This is a genomic window from Mycobacterium numidiamassiliense, assembly GCF_900157365.1.
Taxonomy (GTDB): Bacteria; Actinomycetota; Actinomycetes; order Mycobacteriales; family Mycobacteriaceae; genus Mycobacterium; species Mycobacterium numidiamassiliense.
On record NZ_FUEZ01000003.1, the window covers coordinates 152,896 to 174,368 of the forward strand.

Here is a 21,473-nt window from a genome sequence, read left to right on the forward strand (position 1 = left end):
ATCTCGCCGGCGTCGAGTGTGCACCGGCGGCGTTGCGCGTGCGTCCCGGGCGGGAGAATCGCGAATTTCTCGCCGTGCGCGCACGCTCAACACCACCGGTGCACGCTCATCGCACATGGACCTGACAAACTGACGCGATGGGAACCAATCAGCGCGCGAGCATCGTCATGACCGAGGACGAGATCGCCGACTTCGTCGTCAAGAGCCGCACCGGAACAATGGCCACCATCGGACGCGACGGCCAGCCGCACTTGACCGCCATGTGGTACGCCGTCGTCGACGGCGAGATCTGGATCGAGACCAAAGCCAAGTCGCAGAAGGCCGTGAACCTGACCCGCGATCCGCGGGTCACCTTCCTGATCGAGGATGGCGACACCTACGACACACTGCGCGGGGTGTCCTTCGAGGGCGTCGCCGAGATCGTCGACGACCCCGACGTGTCGCATCGGGTTGGGGTCAGTGTGTGGGAGCGCTACACCGGGCCCTACACCGACGACATGTTGCCCTTCGTCGAGCAGATGATGAACAAGCGGGTCTGCGTGCGCATCGTTTCGAGTCGCACCCGCTCGTGGGATCACCGCAAGCTTGGAATGCCGCCGATGCCGGTGGGCGGATCAACCGCCCCGGCCGTGCTGGGGACCGGTCAGTAATGTGTAGCCCCGATGGGATTCGAACCCACGCTACCGCCGTGAGAGGGCGGCGTCCTAGGCCGCTAGACGACGGGGCCTGAACCGATCCGAGCAGCCAGCATAGCTCACGCGGCGGGGGCCACCTAATCGCTTGCTATGGGCGAACTTTGCTGGGGTACCAGGACTCGAACCTAGAATGGCTGAACCAGAATCAGCTGTGTTGCCAATTACACCATACCCCATTGGCTGCCTAAAACCGCTGCTCAGAGCGTGTTCTGCGGGCAATTCGTCGCGCCCGAGTCCGCCGCTGCCAGCCGTTGTCGGCCTTTGCAAACCGCTGTGCAGACTACCAAAGATTTAGACGGCGCCCTCCCGCGCGGCCCGCAACCGCGCCAGGCTGCGGTCGCGGCCCAGCAGCTCCAGTGACTCGAAGAGCGGCGGGCTGATCGTTGTCCCGGTGGCGGCGACGCGGATCGGGCCGAACGCTTTGCGCGGTTTGAGCGTCAGGCCGTCGATGAGCGCGGCTTTCAGCGCCTCCTCGATACCTGCCGTCGTCCAGTCCGCGACGCCGCCCAGGGACGCCAGGGCGGCGTCCAGCACGGCGCCCGCGTCTGCACCGAGTTCCTTGGCCGCGGCTTTGGGGTCGATCGCATATTCGTCGTCGTTGAGGAACTTCAATAGGTCCCACGCGTCGCCGAGCACGACGATGCGGGTCTGGACCAACGCGGCGGCAGTGGCGAATCCGGCGTCGTCGAGTGTGGTGTCGTGGCCGTGCGCGGCGAAGTAGTCGCGCAGCCGGCCGGTGAAGTCCGCCACATCGAGCAGCCGGATGTGTTCGGCGTTGAGGGCGTCGGCCTTCTTCTGATCGAAGCGGGCGGGGTTGGAGTTGACGTCGACGACGTCGAATGCCGCCACCATCTCGTCGAGGCTGAACAGATCGTGATCGTCGGCGATCGCCCAGCCCAGCAACGCGAGATAATTCAGCAGGCCTTCGGGGATGAAACCCCGGTCGCGATGCGCGAACAGATTCGACTGCGGGTCGCGCTTGGACAGCTTCTTGGTGCCCTCACCCAATACCGTTGGCAGGTGGGCGAACTCCGGGATGCTCTCGGCTACCCCGATGCGGATCAGGGCCTGATACAGCGCCAGCTGGCGCGGCGTCGACGGCAACAGGTCTTCGCCGCGCAGCACATGGGTGATCTTCATCAAGGCGTCATCGACCGGGTTGACCAAGGTGTACAACGGTTCTCCGTTCGCCCGGGTCAGCGCGAAATCGGGCATGGTGCCCGCCGCGAAGGTGGTGGTCCCGCGCACCAGGTCGTCCCAGCTGAGGTCTTCGTCGGGCATCCGTAGCCGCACCACCGGGTTGTGGCCTTCGGCGAGGTATGTCGCGCGCTGCGCGTCGGTCAGCTCCCGGTCGAAGTTGTCGTAGCCAAGTTTGGGGTTGCGGCCCGCGGCCACGTGACGCGCCTCGACCTCCTCCGGTGTCGAAAAGGCGTAGTAGGCCTCGCCCGCCTCGAGTAGCTGCGCCACCACGTGGCGGTAGGTGTCGAGGCGGTGCGACTGGCGGTAGGGGCCAAAGGGTCCGCCGACCTCGGGCCCCTCGTCCCAATCGAGGCCCAGCCAGCGCAGCGCGTCCAGCAGCGCCAGATAGCTTTCCTCGGTGTCGCGTTGGGAGTCGGTGTCCTCGATGCGGAAGACGAAGGTGCCGCCCGTGTGCCGGGCGTAGGCCCAGTTGAACAGCGCCGTGCGGACCATCCCGACATGCGGTGTGCCAGTGGGCGACGGGCAGAACCGGACCCGGACCGTTCCCGCTTTCGTGACTGGGGCGGTCACGACTTTCCTTTGCGGACCACGGGATTGCTCAGGGTGCCGATTCCTTCGATGCTGACCGAGACGGTGTCGCCGTCCTCGATGGGACCGACACCCGCCGGTGTTCCGGTGAGGATGAGATCGCCGGGCAGCAGAGTCATCACCGCCGAGACCCACTCCACGATGGCGCCGACGTCGTGGATCATCAGCGAGGTGCGGCTGTCCTGCTTGACCTCGCCGTTGACCTCGGTGCGCAACGCCAGATCGGCCGGGTCGACGTCGGTCACCACCCACGGGCCGACCGGGCAGAAGGTGTCATGGCCTTTGGCCCGCGTCCACTGGCCGTCGGCCTTCTGCTGATCGCGCGCCGATACGTCATTGGCGATGGTGTAGCCGAGGATGTTGTCCGCGGCCTGGGCCGCCGACACGTCCTTGCACGGCCGTCCGATCACCGCCGCCAGCTCCCCCTCGTAATGGACGGGTGATGCGTTGGCGGGCAAGCGAATTGGCACATTCGGTCCGATGATGGCGGTGTTCGGCTTGAGGAAGATGATGGGATCCTCCGCGACCGGGCCCGTCGAGAACTTACTCATCTCGGCGATATGGTCGGCGTAGTTCTTCCCGACGCAGACCACCTTGCCGGCCAGCATGGGGGCCAGCAGCCGGACATCGGCGACCGGCCACGAGCGACCGGTGAAGGTCGGGGTGCCGAAGGGGTGCTCGGCGATTTCCCGGGCCACCATCGCGCTGGGATCATCGAGTTCTCCCTCGACGCTGACGAACGAGACACCATCCGGACTGGCTATTCGACCAAGGCGCATTCATCTGAGCCTAGTGACGGTCGCGAGCGCGGCGCAGCCGGGCGCTGCGGGCCGTCACCATCCGCCGAGTGACGGTCGCGAGCGCGGCGCAGCCGGGCGCTGCGGGCCGTCACCATCCGCCGAGTGACGGGCGACAGCGGCCGACGCGGCAGGGCTGGCCAGCTGGTTTGACCCAGCACCATTCCGCTCACCGGCTTGTTCCGAATGACTCAGTGATGCCGACCGAATCGATCAGCACCCTCGGGCGATGGACGATGCTGGTGGTGTCATTAGCATGAGGGATGGCCACGGAAGTGGAGGCCGCGGGTCAACTCGGCCCCGGGGCACGCTGGTCGATCATGGTCGTATCGCTGATCGTGACGTCCACTTCCTTCCTGTTCATCAACGGTGTGGCCTTTTTGATCCCCGCGCTGGAAGCCGAACGCCAAACCCCGCTGACCGAAGCCAGCCTGTTGTCGTCGATGCCCAGCTGGGGCATGGTCGTCACGCTGGTGGGATGGGGCTATGTGCTCGACCGGGCCGGCGAGCGGATCGTGCTGGCGGCGGGCTCGGCGCTCACCGCGGTCGCGGCCTACGCTGCGGCGTCGGTGCATTCGCTGGTGTGGGTCGGCGTGTTCCTGTTCCTCGGCGGGATGGCCGCGGCCGGGTGTAACAGCGCCGGCGGCCGGCTGGTCTCGGGCTGGTTCCCGCCGCAGCAGCGTGGCCTGGCGATGGGAATTCGCCAGACGGCCCAGCCACTGGGAATCGCCTTGGGCGCCTTGGCGATTCCCGAGCTGGCCGAGCACAGTCCCCGTGCCGGACTGATGTTTCCCGCCTTCGCGTGCACGGCGGCCGCGCTGCTCAGCATCGTCGCCGTCGTCGACTCACCGCGCAAACCCCTGCGGACGGCCACCACCGAGGAATTGGCAAGTCCCTATCGCAGATCCTGGGTGTTGTGGCGAATCCACGCGGTGTCCGCGCTGCTGATGATGCCGCAGACCGTGACTGTCACCTTCATGCTCGTCTGGCTGATCAGAAACGACGGCTGGTCGATTGCGTCGGCAGGCGCCGCGATGACGGTCTCGCAGTTGTTGGGAGCGCTGGGCCGAATTATGGTCGGGCGCTGGTCAGATCGGATCGGCTCGCGGATGCGGCCCGTCGCGATGATCGCCGCCGCCGCCGCGTTGACGCTCTTCCTGCTGGCCTATGCCGACCACCGGGGTTCGCATTACGAAGTGCCGCTGATGATCATCGTCTCGGTGATCGCGGTACTCGACAACGGGCTGGAGGCCACCGCTATCACCGAATTCGCCGGGCCGTTCTGGAGCGGGCGGGCCCTGGGCATCCAGAACACCGCCCAGCGACTCATGGCCGCCGCCGGTCCCCCTCTGTTCGGTGTATTGATCAGTGCGGCAAGGTATCCGCCGGCGTGGGCACTATGCGGACTCTTCCCGCTGCTAGCGGTGCCGTTGGTGCCGATCCGATTGCTGCCCCCCGGATTGGAAACTAGAGCGCGGCTGCAATCCGTTCGCCAACGGCGGTGGTGGCAAGCTGTTCGCTCCCACGAGAGGCCAGATAACTCTCGACCGCACGATCCACCCGGGCGGCGGCATCCACCTCACCGAGATGGGCCAGCAGCAATGCCACCGAGATGATGGCCGCGGTCGGATCGGCGATGCCCTGGCCGGCGATGTCGGGTGCACTGCCGTGCACCGGCTCGAACATCGAGGGATTGGTCCGGGTGGCATCGATATTTCCACTGGCGGCCAAGCCAATTCCACCGCACACCGCCGCGGCCAGGTCGGTGACGATGTCGCCGAACAGGTTGTCGGTGACGATCACGTCGAAGCGACCCGGGTCGGTGACCATGAAGATGGTCGCCGAGTCGGCGTGCTGATACACCACCTCGACGTCCGGGTATTCCTCGCCGACCTCGGCCACGATCCGCGACCACAGCCTGCCCGCGAAATTCAGCACATTGGTCTTGTGCAGCAGCGTCAGGTGCTTGCGCCGCTGCCGGGCCCGCTCGAAGGCGTCCTTGACCACGCGGCGCACCCCGAACGCGGTGTTGACGCTTACCTCGGTGGCCACCTCGTGCACCGTGCCGGTGCGGATCGCACCGCCGTTGCCGGTGTAGGGCCCCTCGGTCCCCTCACGCACCACGACGAAGTCGATCTTCGGGTCCCCCGCCAGCGGGCTGGTGACCCCTTTGTAGAGTCGGGCCGGCCGCAGGTTGACATGATGGTCGAGCTCAAAGCGCAAGCGCAACAACAGCCCTCGCTCCAGCACACCGCTGGGCACCGACGGGTCGCCGATCGCCCCGAGCAGGATGGCGTCGTGCCCACGCAGCTCGGCGAGCACCGAGTCCGGCAGCAGCTCACCGGTTGCGTGGTAGCGCCGCGCGCCCAGATCGTATTCGTTCTTCTGCACACCGGGCAGGACGGCGTCGAGGACGTTGACCGCCTCGGCGACCACCTCGGGTCCGATCCCGTCGCCGCCGATCACCGCGAGTTTCACGAAAGATCAACCACCTCAAGCTTGTTGGCGCCTACCGCGGTCGCGATCTCGGATCGGACGTCACCGGGCACGTCGCGGTCGAGCCGCAGCAGGATCGTCGCGCTCGGCCCCTCGGCGTCCTCGGAGAGTTGTGCGGCTTGGATGTTCACCCCGGCCGCACCCAGCAAGGTGCCGATCTTGCCCAGGGCGCCGGGCTGGTCGTGATAGTTGATCACCAGGTTGGTGCCCGTCGCGCGCAGGTCGAAGTTGCGTCCGTTGATCTGGACGATCTTCTCGACCAGCTGCGGTCCCGACAGGGTGCCGGCGACGTTGACGCGGGAGCCGTCGTGGCCGGCCAGCCGCACGTCGAGGACGCTGCGGTGGTTGGGACTTTCCGAGGCCGTGCTGATTTCGGCGGTCACGCCACGCTCGGCGGCCAGCGCCGGCGCGTTGACGAACGTGACCGGATCCTCGATGACGGCCGAGAAGAGACCGCGCAGAGCCGAAAGCTTCAGCACTTCAACGTCTTCGGAAGCCAGTTCGCCGCGCACCTGCACCGACAACGAGGTCGGCGCGCCGTCGGACAGCGCGGCGGCCAGCACACCGAGCTTGCGTGCCAGATCCAGCCACGGCGCCACCTCCTCGTTGACCACGCCGCCGCCGACGTTGACCGCGTCGGGCACGAACTCCCCCGCCAGCGCTAGCCGCACACTCTCGGCCACGTCGGTGCCGGCCCGATCCTGAGCCTCCTCGGTGGATGCTCCCAGGTGCGGCGTCACCACCACCTGCGGCAGCTCGAAAAGCGGGCTGTCCGTGCATGGTTCGGTGGAGTACACGTCGAGACCGGCCGCGCGCACATGACCGCTGCTGATCGCGTCGGCCAGGGCCGCCTCGTTCACCAGGCCGCCGCGGGCGGCGTTGACGATGATGACGCCCGGCTTGGTCTTGGCCAGCGCTTCCTTGTCGATCAGGCCTGCCGTCTCGGGGGTCTTCGGCAGGTGCACCGAGATGAAGTCGGCCCGGGCCAGCAGTTCATCCAGGGGCAGCAGTTCGATGCCGAGCTGCGCGGCGCGGGCCGGCGACACATACGGGTCGTAGGCGACGACGTGGGTGCCGAAGGCCTCGATGCGTGACGCGACCAACTGGCCGATGCGGCCCAGACCCACGATGCCGACCGTCTTACCGAAGATTTCGGTGCCCGAGAACTTCGAGCGCTTCCAGGTGTGTTCGCGCAACGTGGCGTCAGCCGCCGGGATCTGCCGGGACGCCGCGAGCAGCAGCGCCAGTGCGTGTTCGGCGGCGCTGTGGATGTTCGACGTCGGCGCGTTGACCACCAACACACCGCGTTCGGTCGCGGCGTCGACATCGACGTTGTCCAGGCCCACTCCGGCGCGGGCGACGATCTTGAGTTTGGGGGCGGCGGCCAGCACCTCCGCGTCGACGGTGGTGGCCGAACGAACCAGCAGCGCGTCGGCGTCGGGCACCGCGGCCAGCAGCTTCTCCCGGTCCGGACCGTCTACCCAGCGCACCTCGACCTGGTCTCCCAGGGCTGCCACGGTTGATTCAGCGAGTTTGTCGGCGATTAACACAACAGGCAAGTTCACGCGGCCAGCCTATCGGCCGCTGTCTCGGCTGTAATAAAGCCATGGATGTCACCGTCGTCGGCAGCGGACCCAACGGGTTGACCGCGGCCGTCATATGCGCCCGCGCGGGACTCAAAGTGCAGGTCGTCGAGGCCCAGCCCACGTTCGGCGGCGGTGCCCGCACCGCCGCCGACCCAGAATTTCCCGGAGTCGAACACGACATTTGCTCGGCGGTCCACCCGCTGGCGCTGGCGTCGCCCTTCTTCGCGGAGTTCGACCTGCGGGCGCGCGGCGTGGATCTGGTGGTCCCCGACATCGCCTACGCGAATCCGCTGCAGGACCGTCCGGCGGTGATCGCCTACCGCGACCTCGAGCGCACCTGCGCGGAGTTGGCCGACGGTGCGTCCTGGCGGCGGCTGCTCGGCCCGTTGGTCGCCGACTGGCGCGAGGTGGTGGGCCTGCTGCTCGGCGACAAGCGCTCGGTGCCTTCGTCCCTGCCGTCGGCGGTGCGCCTGGGGCTGCGGATACTGGCGCAGGGCACCCCGGCTTGGGGCTCGCTGGCCGGCTTACTAAACGGAGACGACGCCCGCGCGCTGTTCACCGGCGTTGCCGCCCATGTGCTCTCGCGAATGCCCTCGTTGACGGCGGGCGCGGCCGGGTTGATGTTGGCGACCCTGGCCCATTCGGTGGGGTGGCCGATTCCGGTGGGTGGCAGTCAGTCGATCACCGATGCGCTGATCGAAGACCTGCGCAACCACGGCGGTGAGCTGACCGCCGGCGTCGAAGTCACTACTCCGCCCGGGCGGCCCGGCGGCGTCGTCGTATTCGACACCGCGCCGACAGCGCTGCTGGGCATCTACCGCAACACGCTGCCGGTGCGCTACGCAAAAGCGTTGCGCCGCTACCATTTTGGACCCGGAGTCGCGAAGGTCGATTTCGTGCTGAGCGAGGACATTCCGTGGTCGGATCCCCGCCTGCGGGAGGCGCCGACGTTGCATCTGGGCGGCACCCGCGAGCAGATGGCCCGGGCCGAGGCGGACATCGCGGCCGGGCGCCACGCGCAGTGGCCGATGGTGTTGGCCGCCTTGCCGCACCTGGCCGACACCGGACGCATCGACGCCGCGGGCCGGCGCCCCTTCTGGACCTACGCGCACGTGCCGTCGGGTTCGGACCTCGATGCGACCGAAGCCGTGACCGGAGTTGTCGAGCATTTCGCCCCCGGCTTCCGCGACGTCGTGGTCGCGGCCCGAGCGGTGCCCGCCGCGCGCTTGGCGGACCACAACGCCAACTATGTCGGCGGCGACATCGGGGTGGGCGGCAACAACGCGTGGCGCGCGATCGCCGGCCCTACCCCGCGCCTGGATCCCTGGCGCACCCCGATTCCCAAGGTGTATCTGTGTTCGGCGGCCACCCCGCCCGGGGGCGGCGTGCACGGCATGGCCGGTTACTACGCCGCGCGCTCGATGTTGCGTCGCGAGTTCGGCATCTTCAGCATGCCTGACTTGCGGCCTAAGCTGACCGCGTGACGAAACTCGCGATCATCTACTACTCGGCCACGGGTCACGGCACCACAATGGCCAGCCGGGTCGCCGCGGCGGCCGAGGCCGCGGGCGCCGAGGTTCGGGTGCGCCACGTCGCCGAAACGCAGGACCCTGAGTCGTTCGCACACAACCCGGCCTGGACGGCGAATTATGAAGCCACCAAGGATCTTCCCGCCGCCACCGGCGACGACATCGTCTGGGCCGACGCGGTGATCTTCGGCTCGCCCACCCGATTCGGTTCTCCGGCGGCACAATTGCGCACATTCCTCGATTCCCTCGGCGGGCTGTGGGCCGAAGGCAAGCTCGCCGACAAGGTTTACGCGGGCTACACGTCGTCCAACACCCTGCACGGTGGCCAGGAGACCACGCTGGTCTCGCTGTACTTCACACTGATCCACTTCGGCGGGATCCTCGTCCCACCGGGATACACCGATCCATGCAAGTTCGTCGACGGCAACCCCTACGGGGTCAGCCTGGTAGCCACGCACGACAACATCAACGAGTTCGAGGAACCCATCGACAATGCGCTGGACCATCTGGCCCAGCGCGTGGTGTCGGTCGCCGGGCGCCTGACGTCGTAGCGCGAGTTCTTGGCCGCGACATTGACGTAAGCGTGACAACACGCCGCACCTCGCCGAGCTCACGTCGATTTCGGCGCACCTGTCGGTGCCTGTGTCCACGATCGACGCATGGCGGAAGTCTTCATTGGCAGCGAAGCGGTCGCGGCCGGCGCGCTCACCGAGCATCAGCTACGGCGTTGGCATAGGTCGATCTTCCGCGATGTCTACCTGCCAACGTGGTCCAACCCGACGATTGACGATTACACGCTGGGTGCGTGGCTATGGTCGCGCAGGTGTGGGGTGGTGGCGGGTGCGGCGGCGTCGGCGCTACACGGGGCCCAATGGGTCGACGCGGAGACACCCATCGAGCTGGTCGCGAAAAGCGCTCGGCCACAACGCGGATTGATCGTGCGCAATGAGACATTGGCCTCCGACGAGGTCACCCACGTCACACGTCGCGCGATCACGCTTCCGGTGACCACTCCGCCGCGCACCGCCTTCGATCTCGGCCGTCACCTGCCGCGAGATCAAGCGTTGGCGCGCCTCGACGCGCTCGCACGTGCGGCTCCGTTCTCGGCGGAAGACGTCTTGTTGCTGGCAAAAAGATACCGGGGTGCGCGCGGCCTACGACGGCTCACCGATGTGCTGCCGTTGGTCGACGGCGGCGCAGCATCGCCGAAGGAAAGCTGGCTGCGGCTGCTTCTGGTCGACGCCGGATTTCCGACACCAACCACACAGATACCGGTTCACCGTAACTGGCGACTTATCGGTGTGCTCGATATGGGCTGGGAGGACCACCTGGTCGCAGTGGAGTACGACGGCGACCAACACCGAGCCGATCGCCGCCAATTCGTCAGGGATATCGACCGGATCGCGGCGATGGAAGACCGTGGCTGGGTGGTGATTCGCGTCGTCGCCGAACACCGACCGCAGGACATCATCGACCGGGTTGCTCGGGCGCTTGCCCGAGCAACCCGCCACCGAGATCGACGTTAGCGTGGCGACACGCCGAAAGTTACCGCGCTAACGTCGATCTCGGCGCAGCGGCCGGCGCAGCGGCCCAGCGGCGCGCCGTGGCGCCCAGCGGCGCAGCGGCCGGCCCAGCGGCGCGCCGTGGCGCCCGAAGTTAGGCCGTCTCAGTGATCGGGCGGTCGACCCAGCTCATCAGGTCGCGCAGTCGCTTGCCGACGATCTCGATGGGATGCTCGGCGTTCTCCTTGCGCAGCTGTTCGAGTTGCTTGTTGCCGCCCTCGACGTTGGCGACCAGTTTCTTGGTGAACTCGCCGCTCTGGATGTCGCGCAGGATGTCCCGCATCCGATCCTTGGTGCCGGCGTCGATGACGCGTGGGCCGGACAGGTAGCCGCCGAACTCCGCGGTATCGGACACCGAGTAGTTCATCCGGGCGATGCCGCCCTCGTACATCAGGTCGACGATCAGCTTGAGCTCGTGCAGCACCTCGAAGTAGGCCATCTCCGGCGGGTAGCCCGCCTCGACCATCACATCGAAACCGGTCTTCACCAATTCCTCTGTGCCACCACACAATACGGCCTGCTCACCGAACAGGTCGGTTTCGGTTTCGTCCTTGAAGGTGGTCTTGATGACACCGGCCCGGGTGCCGCCGATGGCCTTGGCGTAGGACAGCGCCAGCGCCTCGCCCTGGCCGGTGGGGTCCTGGTCGACGGCAATGAGGGCGGGCACGCCCTTGCCGTCGACGAACTGGCGGCGCACCAGATGGCCGGGGCCCTTCGGGGCGACCATCGCGACGGTCACATCACCCGGCGGCTTGATCAGGTCGAAGTGGATGTTGAGGCCGTGACCGAAAAACAAAGCGTCGCCGGGCTTCAGGTTGGGCTCGATCTCGTTCTTGAAGATGTCGGCCTGCGCGGTGTCGGGCGCCAACAGCATGATGACGTCGGCCCACTTGGCCACCTCGGCGGGTGTGTCCACATCCAGACCCTGCTCTTCGACCTTGGGCCGCGACTTCGAGCCCTCCTTGAGGCCCACCTTCACCTGCACGCCTGAGTCGCGCAGGCTCAGCGAGTGCGCGTGCCCTTGACTGCCGTATCCAATGACGCCGACCTTGCGGCCCTGGATGATCGACAAATCTGCGTCGTCGTCATAGAACATTTCTAATGCCACTGTTGAATATCTCCTTGTGTGTTACTTAGCGGTCCCGATACTGCGCGAACCGCGGGACAGCGAAACCAGTCCCGATTGCACGATTTCGCGAATACCGAACGGCTCCAGCACCCGCAGAAAGGCTTCGATCTTGCCGCGGTCGCCGGTGGCCTCGATGGTCAGCGCTTCCGGTGATACATCAACCACCTTGGCGCGGAACAGGTTTACTGCCTCGATCACCTGACTGCGGGTACCCGCGTCGGCGCCGACTTTGATCAGCGCCAACTCGCGGGCCACCGAGTTGTCGTCGTTCTGCTCGATGATCTTGATGACGTTGACCAGCTTGTTGAGCTGCTTGGTGACCTGCTCGAGCGGAGTCTCCTCGGCGGAGACCACGATGGTCATCCGCGACATGTCCTTCTGCTCGGTCGCGCCCACCGCCAGCGATTCGATGTTGAAGCCCCGGCGCGAGAACAGCGCCGCCACCCGGGCGAGCGCGCCGGGTTTGTCTTCGACGAGCACCGACAAGGTATGTGATTTAGGCGATCCCGTCATCTGCGCCACTCCTCCTCATCGCCACGTCCCCCTCGCCGCTCCGCGGCTGGGGGTGCCCCCACTGCATCGTCGTCGGCGCGCATTACGCGTGCCCTTCGCTCGGGTCATCGAACAACGGCCGGATGCCGCGGGCGGCCTGGATCTCGTCGTTACTGGTGCCCGCGGCCACCATCGGCCACACCTGCGCGTCGGCGCCGACGATGAAGTCGATCACCACCGGACGGTCGTTGATGGCGCGGGCCTGGTTGATCACGTCTTCGACGTCTTCTTCACGCTCGCAACGCAATCCGACGCAGCCCAAGGCCTCGGCCAGCTTGACGAAGTCCGGGATGCGGTGTGAGTGCGTGGCCAGGTCGGTCTGCGAGTAACGCTCCCCGTAGAACAGGGTCTGCCACTGCCGCACCATGCCCAGGTTGCCGTTGTTGATCAGCGCGACCTTGATCGGAATGCCCTCGATCGCGCAGGTGGCCAGCTCCTGGTTGGTCATCTGGAAGCAGCCGTCGCCGTCGATCGCCCAGACCTCGGCCTCGGGCCAGGCGATCTTGGCGCCCATGGCCGCCGGGACGGCGAAGCCCATGGTGCCCAGCCCGCCGGAGTTGAGCCACGTGCGCGGCTTCTCGTAGGAGATGAACTGCGCCGCCCACATCTGGTGCTGGCCGACGCCGGCAACGTAAACGGCGTCGGGGCCGGCGATCTTGCCCAACTTTTCGATGACGTATTCCGGGCCCAGGCTGCCGTCGCTCTGCGGCCCGTAGCTCAGCGGAAAGGTGGACTGCACCTCGTCGAGGTATGCCCACCAGGCGGTCATGTCGATATTGCCCGGGGTGCCGTAGTGGCGCAGCATCGCGATCAGCTCGGTGATGACGGCTTTGACGTCGCCGACGATCGGCACGTCGGCATGCCGATTCTTGCCGATCTCCGCCGGGTCGATATCGGCATGGATGACTTTGGCCTCGGGCGCGAACGAGTCCAGCTGACCCGTCACGCGATCGTCGAAACGGGTGCCCAGCGCGATCAGCAGGTCGCTGCGCTGCAGTGCCGCCACCGCGGCCACGGTGCCGTGCATACCGGGCATGCCCATGTTCTGCCGATGGCTGTCCGGGAAGGCGCCGCGCGCCATCAGCGTGGTCACCACCGGGATACCGGTCAGCTCGGCCAGCTCGCGCAGCTCTGCGGTCGCCTCGCCGCGGATGACACCGCCGCCGACGTACAGCACCGGCTTGTTGGCCTGCGCGATCAGCTTGGCGGCTTCGCGGATCTGCCGGCTGTGCGGCTTGGTGTTCGGCTTGTAGCCGGGCAGTTCCATCCGCGGCGGCCAGCTGAACGTGCACTGCCCCTGCAGCACATCCTTGGGGATGTCGACGAGCACCGCGCCGGGCCGTCCGGAGGACGCGATGTGGAAGGCCTCGGCCAGCACCCGCGGGATTTCGTCGCCGGAGCGGACCAGGAAGTTGTGCTTGGTGATCGGCATCGTGATGCCGGAGATGTCGGCCTCCTGGAAGGCGTCGGTCCCGATCAGGCTGCGCCCGACCTGCCCGGTGATGGCGACCACCGGGATTGAGTCCATCTGCGCGTCGGCCAGCGGAGTCACCAGGTTGGTGGCGCCGGGACCCGACGTCGCCATGCAGACCCCGACCTTGCCGGTGGCGTGCGCGTAACCGCTTGCGGCGTGACCGGCGCCCTGCTCGTGGCGGACGAGCACGTGGCGCAGCTTCTTCGAGTCGAACAGCGGGTCGTAGACCGGCAGCACGGCGCCGCCCGGAATTCCGAAGATGATCTCGACGTCGAGTTCCTCCAATGACCGGATCACCGACTGTGCGCCGGTAAGTTGTTCGGGCCCAACATGTTTCGGTTTGGTCGCCGGGGCGGTCGCGGCGGGCTTCGACGCGTCCGTTGCGATCTTGGCCGCATCCTGCGACCCCGTCTGTGGCCTGGTAGGTGCGCTCACTGTGTCCTGATCCTCTTGATCCTTGTTCGCCGGTGGAACTTTGGGCTGCTGCGCAAGAAAAAACCCCCGTCAGCTCAGCTGCTGTACGAGGGTTGCGCGTTGGTGCTGGATCGCTTCAAATGCTGAAGACTTAGTCAGCCACCAACGCGCTGACTAATTACTACGAGCAGTCCGGGCTTTCCGGCGGTATCCATAACGCTCGACGGTAGCCTTCGCACAGGTCAACCGTCAAATCCGGTCCCGGGAGCGCCGATCGCCGCGCCGGCGGCCAGGGCGTTGGTGAAATGATGCTCGGGTGGCCCCTGGTTCGTCTGACCCAACACCCGACGGTTCGCCCCTGATCATCAAGGTTTCCCCGATGGCGCATCTGGCCGTGGGATTCCTGACATTGGGGTTGCTGATACCGGTGCTGGCCTGGCCGCTTTCGGCTCCGTTGCTTGTCATTCCGGTGCTGTTGTCGGCGATGATCGTCCGGCTCCGGACGGTGGCCGACGATCAGGGCGTGACGGTGCGCAAGCTATGGGGCAGCCGGACGGTGCGCTGGGAAGACATCGACGGGCTGCGCTTCCACCGGGGCTCTTGGGCGCGTGCCCGGCTCAAGAGCGGGGCAGAACTGCGACTGCCCGCGGTCACTTTTGCGACGCTGCCGCAGTTGGCGGCCGTCAGCAACGGACGGGTGCCCAACCCGTACCGCTGAGCGGCGGGCAATCTTCAGGCGATCGGGTTGACCCCGTTGAGCAGCACCCACACCGCGATGCCCGCGGCGATCCCGGCGAGCAGGGCCACGAACGATCCGATGAACGGTCGATGTGACCAGCCCCTGTTGGCGTCCAGCCCGTACCGGCCGGGGCCGGCCAGGATGATCGCGACGGCCAGAACGATCAGCGTGATCTGGTATTCGTGCCCCTGCGGCAAGAAGTAGGCGAAGGTGTGTGGCCGCCCCGCGATGCTGACCAGCAGCTCGTTGATCAGGAACGCCAACGCGCCCGCGGCGGCCACCGGGGTGAACAGTCCCAGCACCAGCAGCACACCCGCGGCGATCTCCCCGCCGGCGCTCACATAGGACAGGATGTCGGCGTGCTGGTAGCCCGCGTCGGACAGTGAGTTCTTGAAGGCGCCCAATCCCTGGCCGCCCCACCAGCCGAACAGCTTCTGCAACCCGTGCGCGCCCAGCACCACGCCCAGCCCGACTCGCAACACCAGCAAACCCAGATTCTGGGTGCCGCGCCGCCCGATGGCGTCGTGGGGGTCGTGGTCGTCGTGCGGCTCGATCTCGGCCGGCTCGGCCGCCAGGTGCCGGGGTGCCGGCTGCGGCTGAACGTACGGCAACGGCTCCTGCCGATCGAGGACGTCGTACGTCGACCCGCCGTGGCCACTCACCAGATGGGGATCCTGATACGGGATGACGGTGGTTCTGCCGAAATCGCCCGGGTAGCCGACGGGTGTCAGGTCGTCTTCGGGGTCGACCAAGCGTGCTGCCGCGGGACGTCCGGGGGCCGGCTCCGGCGCGTCGCCAGGCCGCTGCCAATGTGCGTCATTCGGTTGACTGGTCACGGGTGTCAGGGTAAGGGCTTTTGGGCCCAGATCGGGGATTTGAGCGGCGCTTTCGCCCGAAAATCGGTCGTCGACGCGCCAAACCCGCCCAGATCGGCCCCAAATGGTCGTCCCGATGGCTTTTCGGTGTCTTTCCGGTGTCTGGGAGAAGCCCGCAAAGGGGATGGGTCAGCCGACTTCCGAACCCGGACAAGGGCACGTCTGTGGCGGCTTGTTGGCGTCGAAGCCGGCAATGTCCGTAGCCTGTCGGACATGCGATTGCGGCGCTCGGTTCGGTGCGGGCTTGCTGGGCTGTGCGCGCTGATCCTGGTGTCGACCGGTTGCGCGCGGTTCAACGACGCAGCATCTGCGCCCTTCACCACCAACCCCGAACTCAAGCCGCAGCCCAGCTCGACGCCTCCCCCGCCGCCGCCGCTGCCGCCCACGCCCTTCCCCAAGCAGTGCCCGGCACCCGGGGTCATGCAGGGCTGCCTGGAGAGCACCAGCGGTCTCATCATGGGCCCCGACAGCAAAACCGCATTGGTCGCCGAACGCACCACCGGGGCCGTCAAGGAGATCTCGGTTAACGCCGAGCCGAAGGTCAAAACGGTCATCCCGGTCGACCCGTCCGGGGACGGCGGCTTGATGGACATCGTGCTGTCGCCCACCTACACGCAGGACCGCCTGATGTACGCCTACATCAGCACGCCCACCGACAACCGGGTCATCAGGGTGGCCGACGGCGACATCCCGAAGGACATCTTGACCGGAATCCCCAAGGGCGCCAACGGGAACACCGGCGCATTGATGTTCACCAGCCCCACGACGCTGGTGGTGCTCACCGGCGATGCGGGCAATCCGGCAATGGCCGCCGATCCCAGATCGCTGGCCGGCAAGGTGTTACGCATCGAGCAGCCGACCACTGTCGGGCAGGCGCCACCGACGACGGCGCTGTCCGGCGTCGGCTCCGGCGGCGGCCTGTGCACCGATCCCGTCGACGGCTCGATGTACGTCGCCGACCGCACCCCCACCGCAGACCGGCTGCAGCGCATCACCAAGACCTCGCAGGTGTCCACGGTGTGGACCTGGCCGGACAAGCCGGGCGTGGCCGGATGCGCGGCGATGGACGGGACCATCATGGTCAATCTGATCAACACCAAAATGACGGTGGCGATCCGGATCGCGCCGCAGACGGGTGCCGTGACCGGTGAACCCGAGGTCGTCCGCAAGGACACGCACGCCCACGCGTGGGCGCTGCGGATGTCGCCCGACGGAAACATCTGGGCGGGCACCGTCAACAAAACCGCCGGCGATGCCGAGAAGCTCGACGACGTGGTATTCCCGCTGTTCCCGCAGGGCGGCGGCTTCCCGCGCAGCAGCGACGATAAGACCTGACAGGTCTCAAGCCTGGCCGCAGGCGGCCAGCACCAGCTCACGGACCCGGGCCGCATCGGCTTGTCCGCGCGTGGCTTTCATCACCGCACCGACGATCGCACCGGCAGCGGCAACCTTGCCGCCGCGAATCTTTTCCGCCACATCGGGATTGGCCGCCAGTGCCTCGTCGACGGCGGCCTGCGTCGCCGAGTCGTCACGCACCAGCGCCAGACCGCGAGCCGTCATCACCTGCTCGGGCTCACCCTCCCCGGCCAGCACACCTTCGACGACCTGGCGGGCCAGCTTGTTGGACAGCTTGCCGTCGTCGACCAACGCCACCACGGCGGCGACCTGAGCCGGGGTGATGGCCAGCTCGTCGAGTGCGATGTTCGCCTCGTTGGCCTTCTGCATTAAGAAGTTTCCCCACCAGGCGCGGGCCTGCTCGCTGGTCGCGCCGTGCTTGACGGTCGCGATCACCAAATCGACGGCTCCCGCGTTGACGAGATCTCGCATCACCTCGTCGGAAATTCCCCATTCGTCCTGAATCCGCTTGCGGCTCAACCACGGTAGCTCGGGAATGGTCTGGCGCAGTTGCTCGACCAGCTCGCGGCTGGGTGCGACGGGCTCCAGGTCGGGCTCGGGGAAATAGCGATAGTCCTGCGCGGTCTCCTTGGCCCGTCCCGGGCTGGTGTAGCCGCCAACCTCCTGAAAGTGCCTGGTTTCCTGGATGATCTGCCCACCGGATGCCAGAACGGCGGCCTGGCGCTGCATTTCGTAGCGCACCGCAACCTCGACGCTCTTGAGCGAGTTGACGTTCTTGGTTTCCGTCCTGGTGCCGAATTCGGTTGTGCCCGTTGGCTTCAGCGATACGTTGGCGTCGCAGCGCATCGACCCCTGGTCCATTCGGACGTCGGATACGTCCAAGGCACGCAACAGATCCCGCAACGCCGTCACATAGGCCCGGGCGATCTGCGGCGCCTGCGCTCCGGCCCCCACGATGGGTTTGGTGACGATTTCGATCAGGGGCACACCGGCGCGGTTGTAGTCGATCAGCGAGGTGGTCGCGCCGTGGATGCGGCCCGTCTCACTGCCGATGTGGGTGAGCTTGCCGGTGTCTTCCTCCATGTGGGCGCGCTCGATCTCGACCCGCCAGGTGGTGCCGTCTTCGAGTGGCGCTTCGAGATAGCCGTTGATGGCGATGGGCTCGTCGTACTGCGAAATCTGGTAGTTCTTCGGCATGTCCGGGTAGAAGTAGTTTTTCCGGGCGAAGCGGCACCAGGGCACGATCTCGCAGTTCAGCGCGAGTCCGATGCGGATCGCCGACTCGACAGCGACCCGGTTGAGCACCGGCAGCGAACCGGGCAGCCCCAGGCAGACCGGGCACACCTGGGTGTTGGGCTCGGCGCCGAATGTGGTCGAGCAACCGCAGAACATCTTGGTCGCGGTGGACAGCTCGACGTGGACCTCGAGCCCCAATACCGGATCAAAGCGCGCGAGGACGTCGTCGTAGTCCATGAGATCGGCGCTAGCAGCAACACTCATGCGGTCGATCCTAATGGTGACTGCGAGAGCGGCAGCGCGGGCCGAAGCGGGCGGCAGAGCCGGCGAACAACCGTCAGCCGAAGAACGCGGCGGCGTCGTCGTAGCGGTTGTCCGGAACGAGCTTGAGGTGACGCGTCGCATCGGCCAGCGACACCCGCCCGATCTCCTGCCCGCGCAGCGACACCATCTGACCGTATTCGCCCGCGTGCGCGGCGTCGGCGGCGTTGATCCCGAACCGGGTGGCCAGCACCCGGTCGTAGGCCGTCGGGGTGCCGCCGCGCTGGACGTGCCCAAGCACCGTCACGCGGACCTCTTTGTTGATTCGCTTCTCCACGTCGATGGCCAGCTGCGCGGCCACGCCGGTGAACCGCTCATGGCCGAACTCGTCAATTCCGCCTTCGCGCAACGCGATTGAGCCAGGTACGGGCTTGGCGCCCTCAGCGACCACGCAGATGAAGTGCGAGTCTCCACGTTGGAAGCGCCGTTTGACCAAGCGGCACACCTCGTCGATGTCGAAGGGCTGCTCGGGAATCAGCGTCATGTGCGCTCCAGAGGCGAGCCCGGCGTTCAGCGCAATCCATCCGGCGTGTCTGCCCATCACCTCCACCAGCATCACCCGTTGATGGGATTCGGCGGTGCTGTGCAGCCGGTCGATGGCGTCGGTGGCGACCGTCAGCGCGGTGTCGTGCCCGAAAGTCACGTCGGTGCAATCGATGTCGTTGTCGATCGTTTTTGGTACCCCCACCACCGGAACGTTTTCCTCAGACAGCCAGTGCGCTGCCGTCAGCGTGCCTTCGCCGCCGATGGGGATGAGGACATCGATGCCGTTGTCGTCCAGCGTCTGCTTGATCTGATCCAGTCCGGCGCGCAGCTTGTCGGGGTGCACACGGGCGGTCCCCAGCACGGTTCCGCCCTTGGCCAGCAACCGGTCGTTGCGGTCGTCGTTGGCAAGCTGCATGCGGCGGTTCTCCAGCAATCCGCGCCACCCGTCCTGGAATCCAACGACCGACGAGCCGTACCGGGAGTCGCAGGTGCGCACTACTGCCCGAATCACCGCATTGAGGCCGGGACAGTCGCCGCCGCCCGTGAGAATTCCGATCCGCATCTGTTTATCTTGCCTCGTGACGGGGTTGGCGGGCGCCCCAAGGCGCGAAGAGCCTCAGATGGCCGACGGCAGCGGTCCGCGAGCGGCCTCGTAAGCGGCACCAACGCGGTAGAGCCGATCATCGGCCAGCGCGGGCGCCATGATCTGCAACCCCACCGGCAGCCCGTCATCCGGCGACAGCCCCGAGGGCACCGACATGCCGCAGTGGCCGGCCAGGTTCAGCGGCAGCGTGCACAGGTCGAACAGGTACATGGCCAGCGGATCGTCCACCTTCTCCCCCAAGGCGAACGCGGTGGTCGGCGTGGCCGGCGACACCAGGACATCGACGGATTGGTATGCCGTGTCGAGATCGCGGGCGATCAGCGTGCGGACCTTCTGCGCCTGGTTGTAGTAGGCGTCGTAATACCCCGCCGAAAGCGCATACGCGCCAATCATGATGCGCCGCTTGACTTCTGGACCGAATCCGGCGGCGCGGGTCAGTGCCATCACTTCCTCGGCGCTGTGCGTGCCGTCGTCGCCGACACGCAGCCCGTAGCGCATGGCGTCGAAGCGAGCCAGGTTGCTCGACACCTCCGACGGCAGGATCAGGTAGTAGGCAGGAAGCGCGTGATCGAAATGTGGGCAGTCGACTTCGCTGACCTCGGCGCCCAGCTCGGTCAGCTGCGCGACCGCGGCCTCGAACGAGGACAGCACCCCGGGCTGATAGCCGTCGCCGCGCAGTTGCCGGACCACGCCGACGCGCACTCCCTTCAGGTCACCGGTCGCGCCCGCCTTGGCGGCGCCGACAACGTCGGGCACCGCGGCGTCCACCGAGGTGGAGTCGCGGGCGTCGTGCCCGGCGATCACCTGGTGCAGCAGCGCGGTGTCCAGCACGGTGCGCGCGCACGGGCCGCCCTGATCCAGCGACGACGCGCAGGCCACCAGCCCGTAACGGGACACCGTGCCGTAGGTGGGTTTGACGCCGACGGTCGCGGTCAGCGCCGCCGGCTGGCGGATGGAGCCGCCGGTGTCGGACCCGATGGCCAACGGCGCCTGAAACGCGGCCAGCGCCGCCGCGCTGCCGCCGCCGGAGCCGCCCGGCACCCGGTCCACGTTCCACGGGTTGCGCGTCGGGCCGTAGGCGGAGTTCTCGGTGGACGAGCCCATCGCGAACTCGTCCATGTTGGTCTTGCCCAGGATCGGGATGCCGGCCGCACGCAGGCGCGCGGTGACGGTCGCGTCGTACGGCGACTGCCAGCCCTCCAGGATTTTGGACGCGCAGGTGGTCGGCATGTCGATGGTGGTGAACACGTCTTTGAGCGCCAGCGGCACCCCGGCCAGAGCCGAGGGCGGCCGCTCGCCGGCGGCCAGCGCCTTGTCGACGGCCGCCGCCGTCGCCAGCGCTTTATCGGCCGCGACGTGCAAAAAGGCGTGGTAGCGGTCGTCGGTGGCCTCGATCTGGTCCAGATGAGCCTGGGTGATCTCGACCGACGACAGCTCCTTGGCCGCGACCTGGGCGGCCAGCGTCGCGGCATCGGATCGGATGATGTCCGTCACTGGCTCTCCCCAAGGATCTGCGGGACGGCGAACCGGCCGTCGACGGCTGCTGGCGCCCCGGCCAGCGCCTCCTGCTGGGTCAGGCACGGCGTCGTCTCGTCCGGGCGGGTCACGTTGACGTCTTTGAGGGGGTTGTCGGTCGGTTCGACGCCGGTGACGTCGACCGCCTGAATCTGGCTGACGTGGGTCAGGATCGCGTCGAGTTGACCGGCGAAGCTGTCCAGTTCGGTATCGGTCAGCGCCAGCCGGGCCAGCCGGGCCAGGTGGGCTACCTCATCGCGGGAGATCTGGGGCACGAGCGAAAAGCCTACCCAGCCGCGAGTGTGCGGCTGGCTTCACC

General features: G+C 67.0%; 18 protein-coding genes, 2 tRNA genes and 1 pseudogene. 7 read left to right on the forward strand and 14 right to left on the reverse strand.

Annotation, left to right across the window (positions count from 1 at the left end; all coding sequences use genetic code 11):
* Positions 1-137: 137 nt before the first annotated feature.
* Complete coding sequence (locus MNAB215_RS00425) at positions 138-650, forward strand: PPOX class F420-dependent oxidoreductase (protein ID WP_077076973.1); 513 nt, start codon at positions 138-140, stop codon at positions 648-650.
* 4 nt (positions 651-654) lie between these two features.
* On the opposite strand, the gene MNAB215_RS00430 is transcribed toward MNAB215_RS00425, so the two are convergent.
* From MNAB215_RS00430 to MNAB215_RS00445, 4 genes are all read right to left on the reverse strand, one after another.
* Positions 655-727: transfer RNA gene (locus tag MNAB215_RS00430), tRNA-Glu, on the reverse strand.
* Positions 728-799: 72 nt separating this feature from the next.
* A tRNA-Gln gene (locus MNAB215_RS00435) sits at positions 800-871 on the reverse strand.
* A 115-nt stretch (positions 872-986) separates the two neighbouring features.
* Positions 987-2,465 (reverse strand): glutamate--tRNA ligase, encoded by a 1,479-nt coding sequence (gene gltX, locus MNAB215_RS00440; RefSeq protein ID WP_077076974.1) that lies wholly within the window; start codon positions 2,463-2,465, stop codon positions 987-989.
* Positions 2,462-3,262, reverse strand: a complete 801-nt coding sequence (locus MNAB215_RS00445; RefSeq protein WP_077076975.1) for a fumarylacetoacetate hydrolase family protein — start codon at positions 3,260-3,262, stop codon at positions 2,462-2,464. The genes gltX and MNAB215_RS00445 overlap by 4 nt, the downstream gene beginning before the upstream one ends.
* A 338-nt stretch (positions 3,263-3,600) precedes the next feature.
* Here MNAB215_RS00445 and MNAB215_RS00450 point away from each other — a divergent pair.
* Positions 3,601-4,614: pseudogene (locus MNAB215_RS00450) on the forward strand (MFS transporter); the annotation flags it as partial.
* 133 nt (positions 4,615-4,747) lie between these two features.
* Here MNAB215_RS00450 and MNAB215_RS00455 read toward each other — a convergent pair.
* Together MNAB215_RS00455 and serA are read right to left on the reverse strand one after the other, a co-directional pair.
* Positions 4,748-5,758 carry a 3-isopropylmalate dehydrogenase gene (locus MNAB215_RS00455; RefSeq protein ID WP_077076977.1) on the reverse strand — a complete coding sequence of 337 codons (1,011 nt, stop codon included), beginning with the start codon at positions 5,756-5,758 and terminating at the stop codon, positions 4,748-4,750.
* Entirely contained in the window at positions 5,755-7,341 is a 1,587-nt protein-coding gene (gene serA, locus MNAB215_RS00460; protein WP_077076978.1) for a phosphoglycerate dehydrogenase, read from the reverse strand. Before serA ends, MNAB215_RS00455 begins: the two co-directional genes overlap by 4 nt.
* Positions 7,342-7,382: 41 nt before the next feature.
* Here serA and MNAB215_RS00465 point away from each other — a divergent pair, with 41 nt between their 5' ends.
* The 3 genes from MNAB215_RS00465 (at position 7,383) to MNAB215_RS00475 (ending at position 10,417) form a co-directional block, all read left to right on the forward strand.
* A complete protein-coding gene (locus MNAB215_RS00465) occupies positions 7,383-8,846 on the forward strand; it encodes a phytoene desaturase family protein (RefSeq protein ID WP_077076979.1) in 1,464 nt (487 codons plus the stop codon).
* Complete coding sequence (gene wrbA, locus MNAB215_RS00470) at positions 8,843-9,442, forward strand: NAD(P)H:quinone oxidoreductase (RefSeq protein ID WP_077076980.1); 600 nt, start codon at positions 8,843-8,845, stop codon at positions 9,440-9,442. The genes MNAB215_RS00465 and wrbA overlap by 4 nt, the downstream gene beginning before the upstream one ends.
* Positions 9,443-9,550: 108 nt before the next feature.
* The gene (locus tag MNAB215_RS00475) at positions 9,551-10,417 is read left to right on the forward strand and encodes an endonuclease domain-containing protein (protein WP_077076981.1); all 867 of its coding nucleotides are present in this window, start codon (positions 9,551-9,553) and stop codon (positions 10,415-10,417) included.
* A gap of 130 nt (positions 10,418-10,547) precedes the next feature.
* Here MNAB215_RS00475 and ilvC read toward each other — a convergent pair whose 3' ends face one another.
* The 3 genes from ilvC to MNAB215_RS00490 form a co-directional block, all read right to left on the reverse strand.
* Positions 10,548-11,549 (reverse strand): ketol-acid reductoisomerase, encoded by a 1,002-nt coding sequence (gene ilvC, locus MNAB215_RS00480; RefSeq protein ID WP_108637502.1) that lies wholly within the window; start codon positions 11,547-11,549, stop codon positions 10,548-10,550.
* Between the two features lie 33 nt (positions 11,550-11,582).
* Positions 11,583-12,095, reverse strand: coding sequence for an acetolactate synthase small subunit (gene ilvN / locus MNAB215_RS00485; protein WP_077078296.1), 513 nt, complete (start codon positions 12,093-12,095; stop codon positions 11,583-11,585).
* Positions 12,096-12,177: 82 nt separating this feature from the next.
* Complete coding sequence (locus tag MNAB215_RS00490) at positions 12,178-13,995, reverse strand: acetolactate synthase large subunit (protein WP_245830172.1); 1,818 nt, start codon at positions 13,993-13,995, stop codon at positions 12,178-12,180.
* Positions 13,996-14,401: 406 nt separating this feature from the next.
* Here MNAB215_RS00490 and MNAB215_RS00500 point away from each other — a divergent pair, with 406 nt between their 5' ends.
* The gene (locus MNAB215_RS00500) at positions 14,402-14,740 is read left to right on the forward strand and encodes a PH domain-containing protein (RefSeq protein WP_077076984.1); all 339 of its coding nucleotides are present in this window, start codon (positions 14,402-14,404) and stop codon (positions 14,738-14,740) included.
* Between the two features lie 14 nt (positions 14,741-14,754).
* Here the strand turns inward: MNAB215_RS00500 and MNAB215_RS00505 are convergent, their stop codons facing one another.
* Positions 14,755-15,597, reverse strand: coding sequence for a DoxX family protein (locus tag MNAB215_RS00505; protein WP_077076985.1), 843 nt, complete (start codon positions 15,595-15,597; stop codon positions 14,755-14,757).
* 252 nt (positions 15,598-15,849) lie between these two features.
* On the opposite strand from MNAB215_RS00505, the gene MNAB215_RS00510 reads away from it, so the two are divergent.
* Positions 15,850-16,971 (forward strand): PQQ-dependent sugar dehydrogenase, encoded by a 1,122-nt coding sequence (locus MNAB215_RS00510; RefSeq protein WP_077076986.1) that lies wholly within the window; start codon positions 15,850-15,852, stop codon positions 16,969-16,971.
* A 6-nt stretch (positions 16,972-16,977) separates the two neighbouring features.
* Here the strand turns inward: MNAB215_RS00510 and gatB are convergent, their stop codons facing one another.
* The 4 genes from gatB to gatC all read right to left on the reverse strand — a co-directional run bounded on the left by gatB (position 16,978) and on the right by gatC (position 21,429).
* Complete coding sequence (gene gatB, locus MNAB215_RS00515) at positions 16,978-18,492, reverse strand: Asp-tRNA(Asn)/Glu-tRNA(Gln) amidotransferase subunit GatB (RefSeq protein WP_077076987.1); 1,515 nt, start codon at positions 18,490-18,492, stop codon at positions 16,978-16,980.
* A 73-nt stretch (positions 18,493-18,565) separates the two neighbouring features.
* Positions 18,566-19,597, reverse strand: a complete 1,032-nt coding sequence (locus MNAB215_RS00520) for an ATP-dependent 6-phosphofructokinase (protein WP_077076988.1) — start codon at positions 19,595-19,597, stop codon at positions 18,566-18,568.
* Between the two features lie 54 nt (positions 19,598-19,651).
* Positions 19,652-21,133, reverse strand: a complete 1,482-nt coding sequence (gene gatA / locus MNAB215_RS00525) for an Asp-tRNA(Asn)/Glu-tRNA(Gln) amidotransferase subunit GatA (RefSeq protein ID WP_077076989.1) — start codon at positions 21,131-21,133, stop codon at positions 19,652-19,654.
* Positions 21,130-21,429, reverse strand: a complete 300-nt coding sequence (gene gatC, locus MNAB215_RS00530) for an Asp-tRNA(Asn)/Glu-tRNA(Gln) amidotransferase subunit GatC (RefSeq protein WP_077076990.1) — start codon at positions 21,427-21,429, stop codon at positions 21,130-21,132. The genes gatA and gatC overlap by 4 nt, the downstream gene beginning before the upstream one ends.
* Positions 21,430-21,473: the final 44 nt, after the last annotated feature.

Excerpts from the sequence above, each read along its gene's own strand:
- MNAB215_RS00475 (WP_077076981.1), top strand. The coding sequence starts at position 9,551 with ATGGCGGAAGTCTTCATTGGCAGCGAAGCGGTCGCGGCCGGCGCGCTC.
- ilvN (WP_077078296.1), bottom strand. The coding sequence starts at position 12,095 with ATGACGGGATCGCCTAAATCACATACCTTGTCGGTGCTCGTCGAAGAC.
- MNAB215_RS00510 (WP_077076986.1), top strand. The coding sequence starts at position 15,850 with ATGCGATTGCGGCGCTCGGTTCGGTGCGGGCTTGCTGGGCTGTGCGCG.
- MNAB215_RS00520 (WP_077076988.1), bottom strand. The coding sequence starts at position 19,597 with ATGCGGATCGGAATTCTCACGGGCGGCGGCGACTGTCCCGGCCTCAAT.
- MNAB215_RS00425 (WP_077076973.1), top strand. The coding sequence starts at position 138 with ATGGGAACCAATCAGCGCGCGAGCATCGTCATGACCGAGGACGAGATC.
- gatB (WP_077076987.1), bottom strand. The coding sequence starts at position 18,492 with ATGAGTGTTGCTGCTAGCGCCGATCTCATGGACTACGACGACGTCCTC.
- ilvC (WP_108637502.1), bottom strand. The coding sequence starts at position 11,549 with ATGTTCTATGACGACGACGCAGATTTGTCGATCATCCAGGGCCGCAAG.
- MNAB215_RS00445 (WP_077076975.1), bottom strand. The coding sequence starts at position 3,262 with ATGCGCCTTGGTCGAATAGCCAGTCCGGATGGTGTCTCGTTCGTCAGC.
- MNAB215_RS00465 (WP_077076979.1), top strand. The coding sequence starts at position 7,383 with ATGGATGTCACCGTCGTCGGCAGCGGACCCAACGGGTTGACCGCGGCC.
- MNAB215_RS00500 (WP_077076984.1), top strand. The coding sequence starts at position 14,402 with ATGGCGCATCTGGCCGTGGGATTCCTGACATTGGGGTTGCTGATACCG.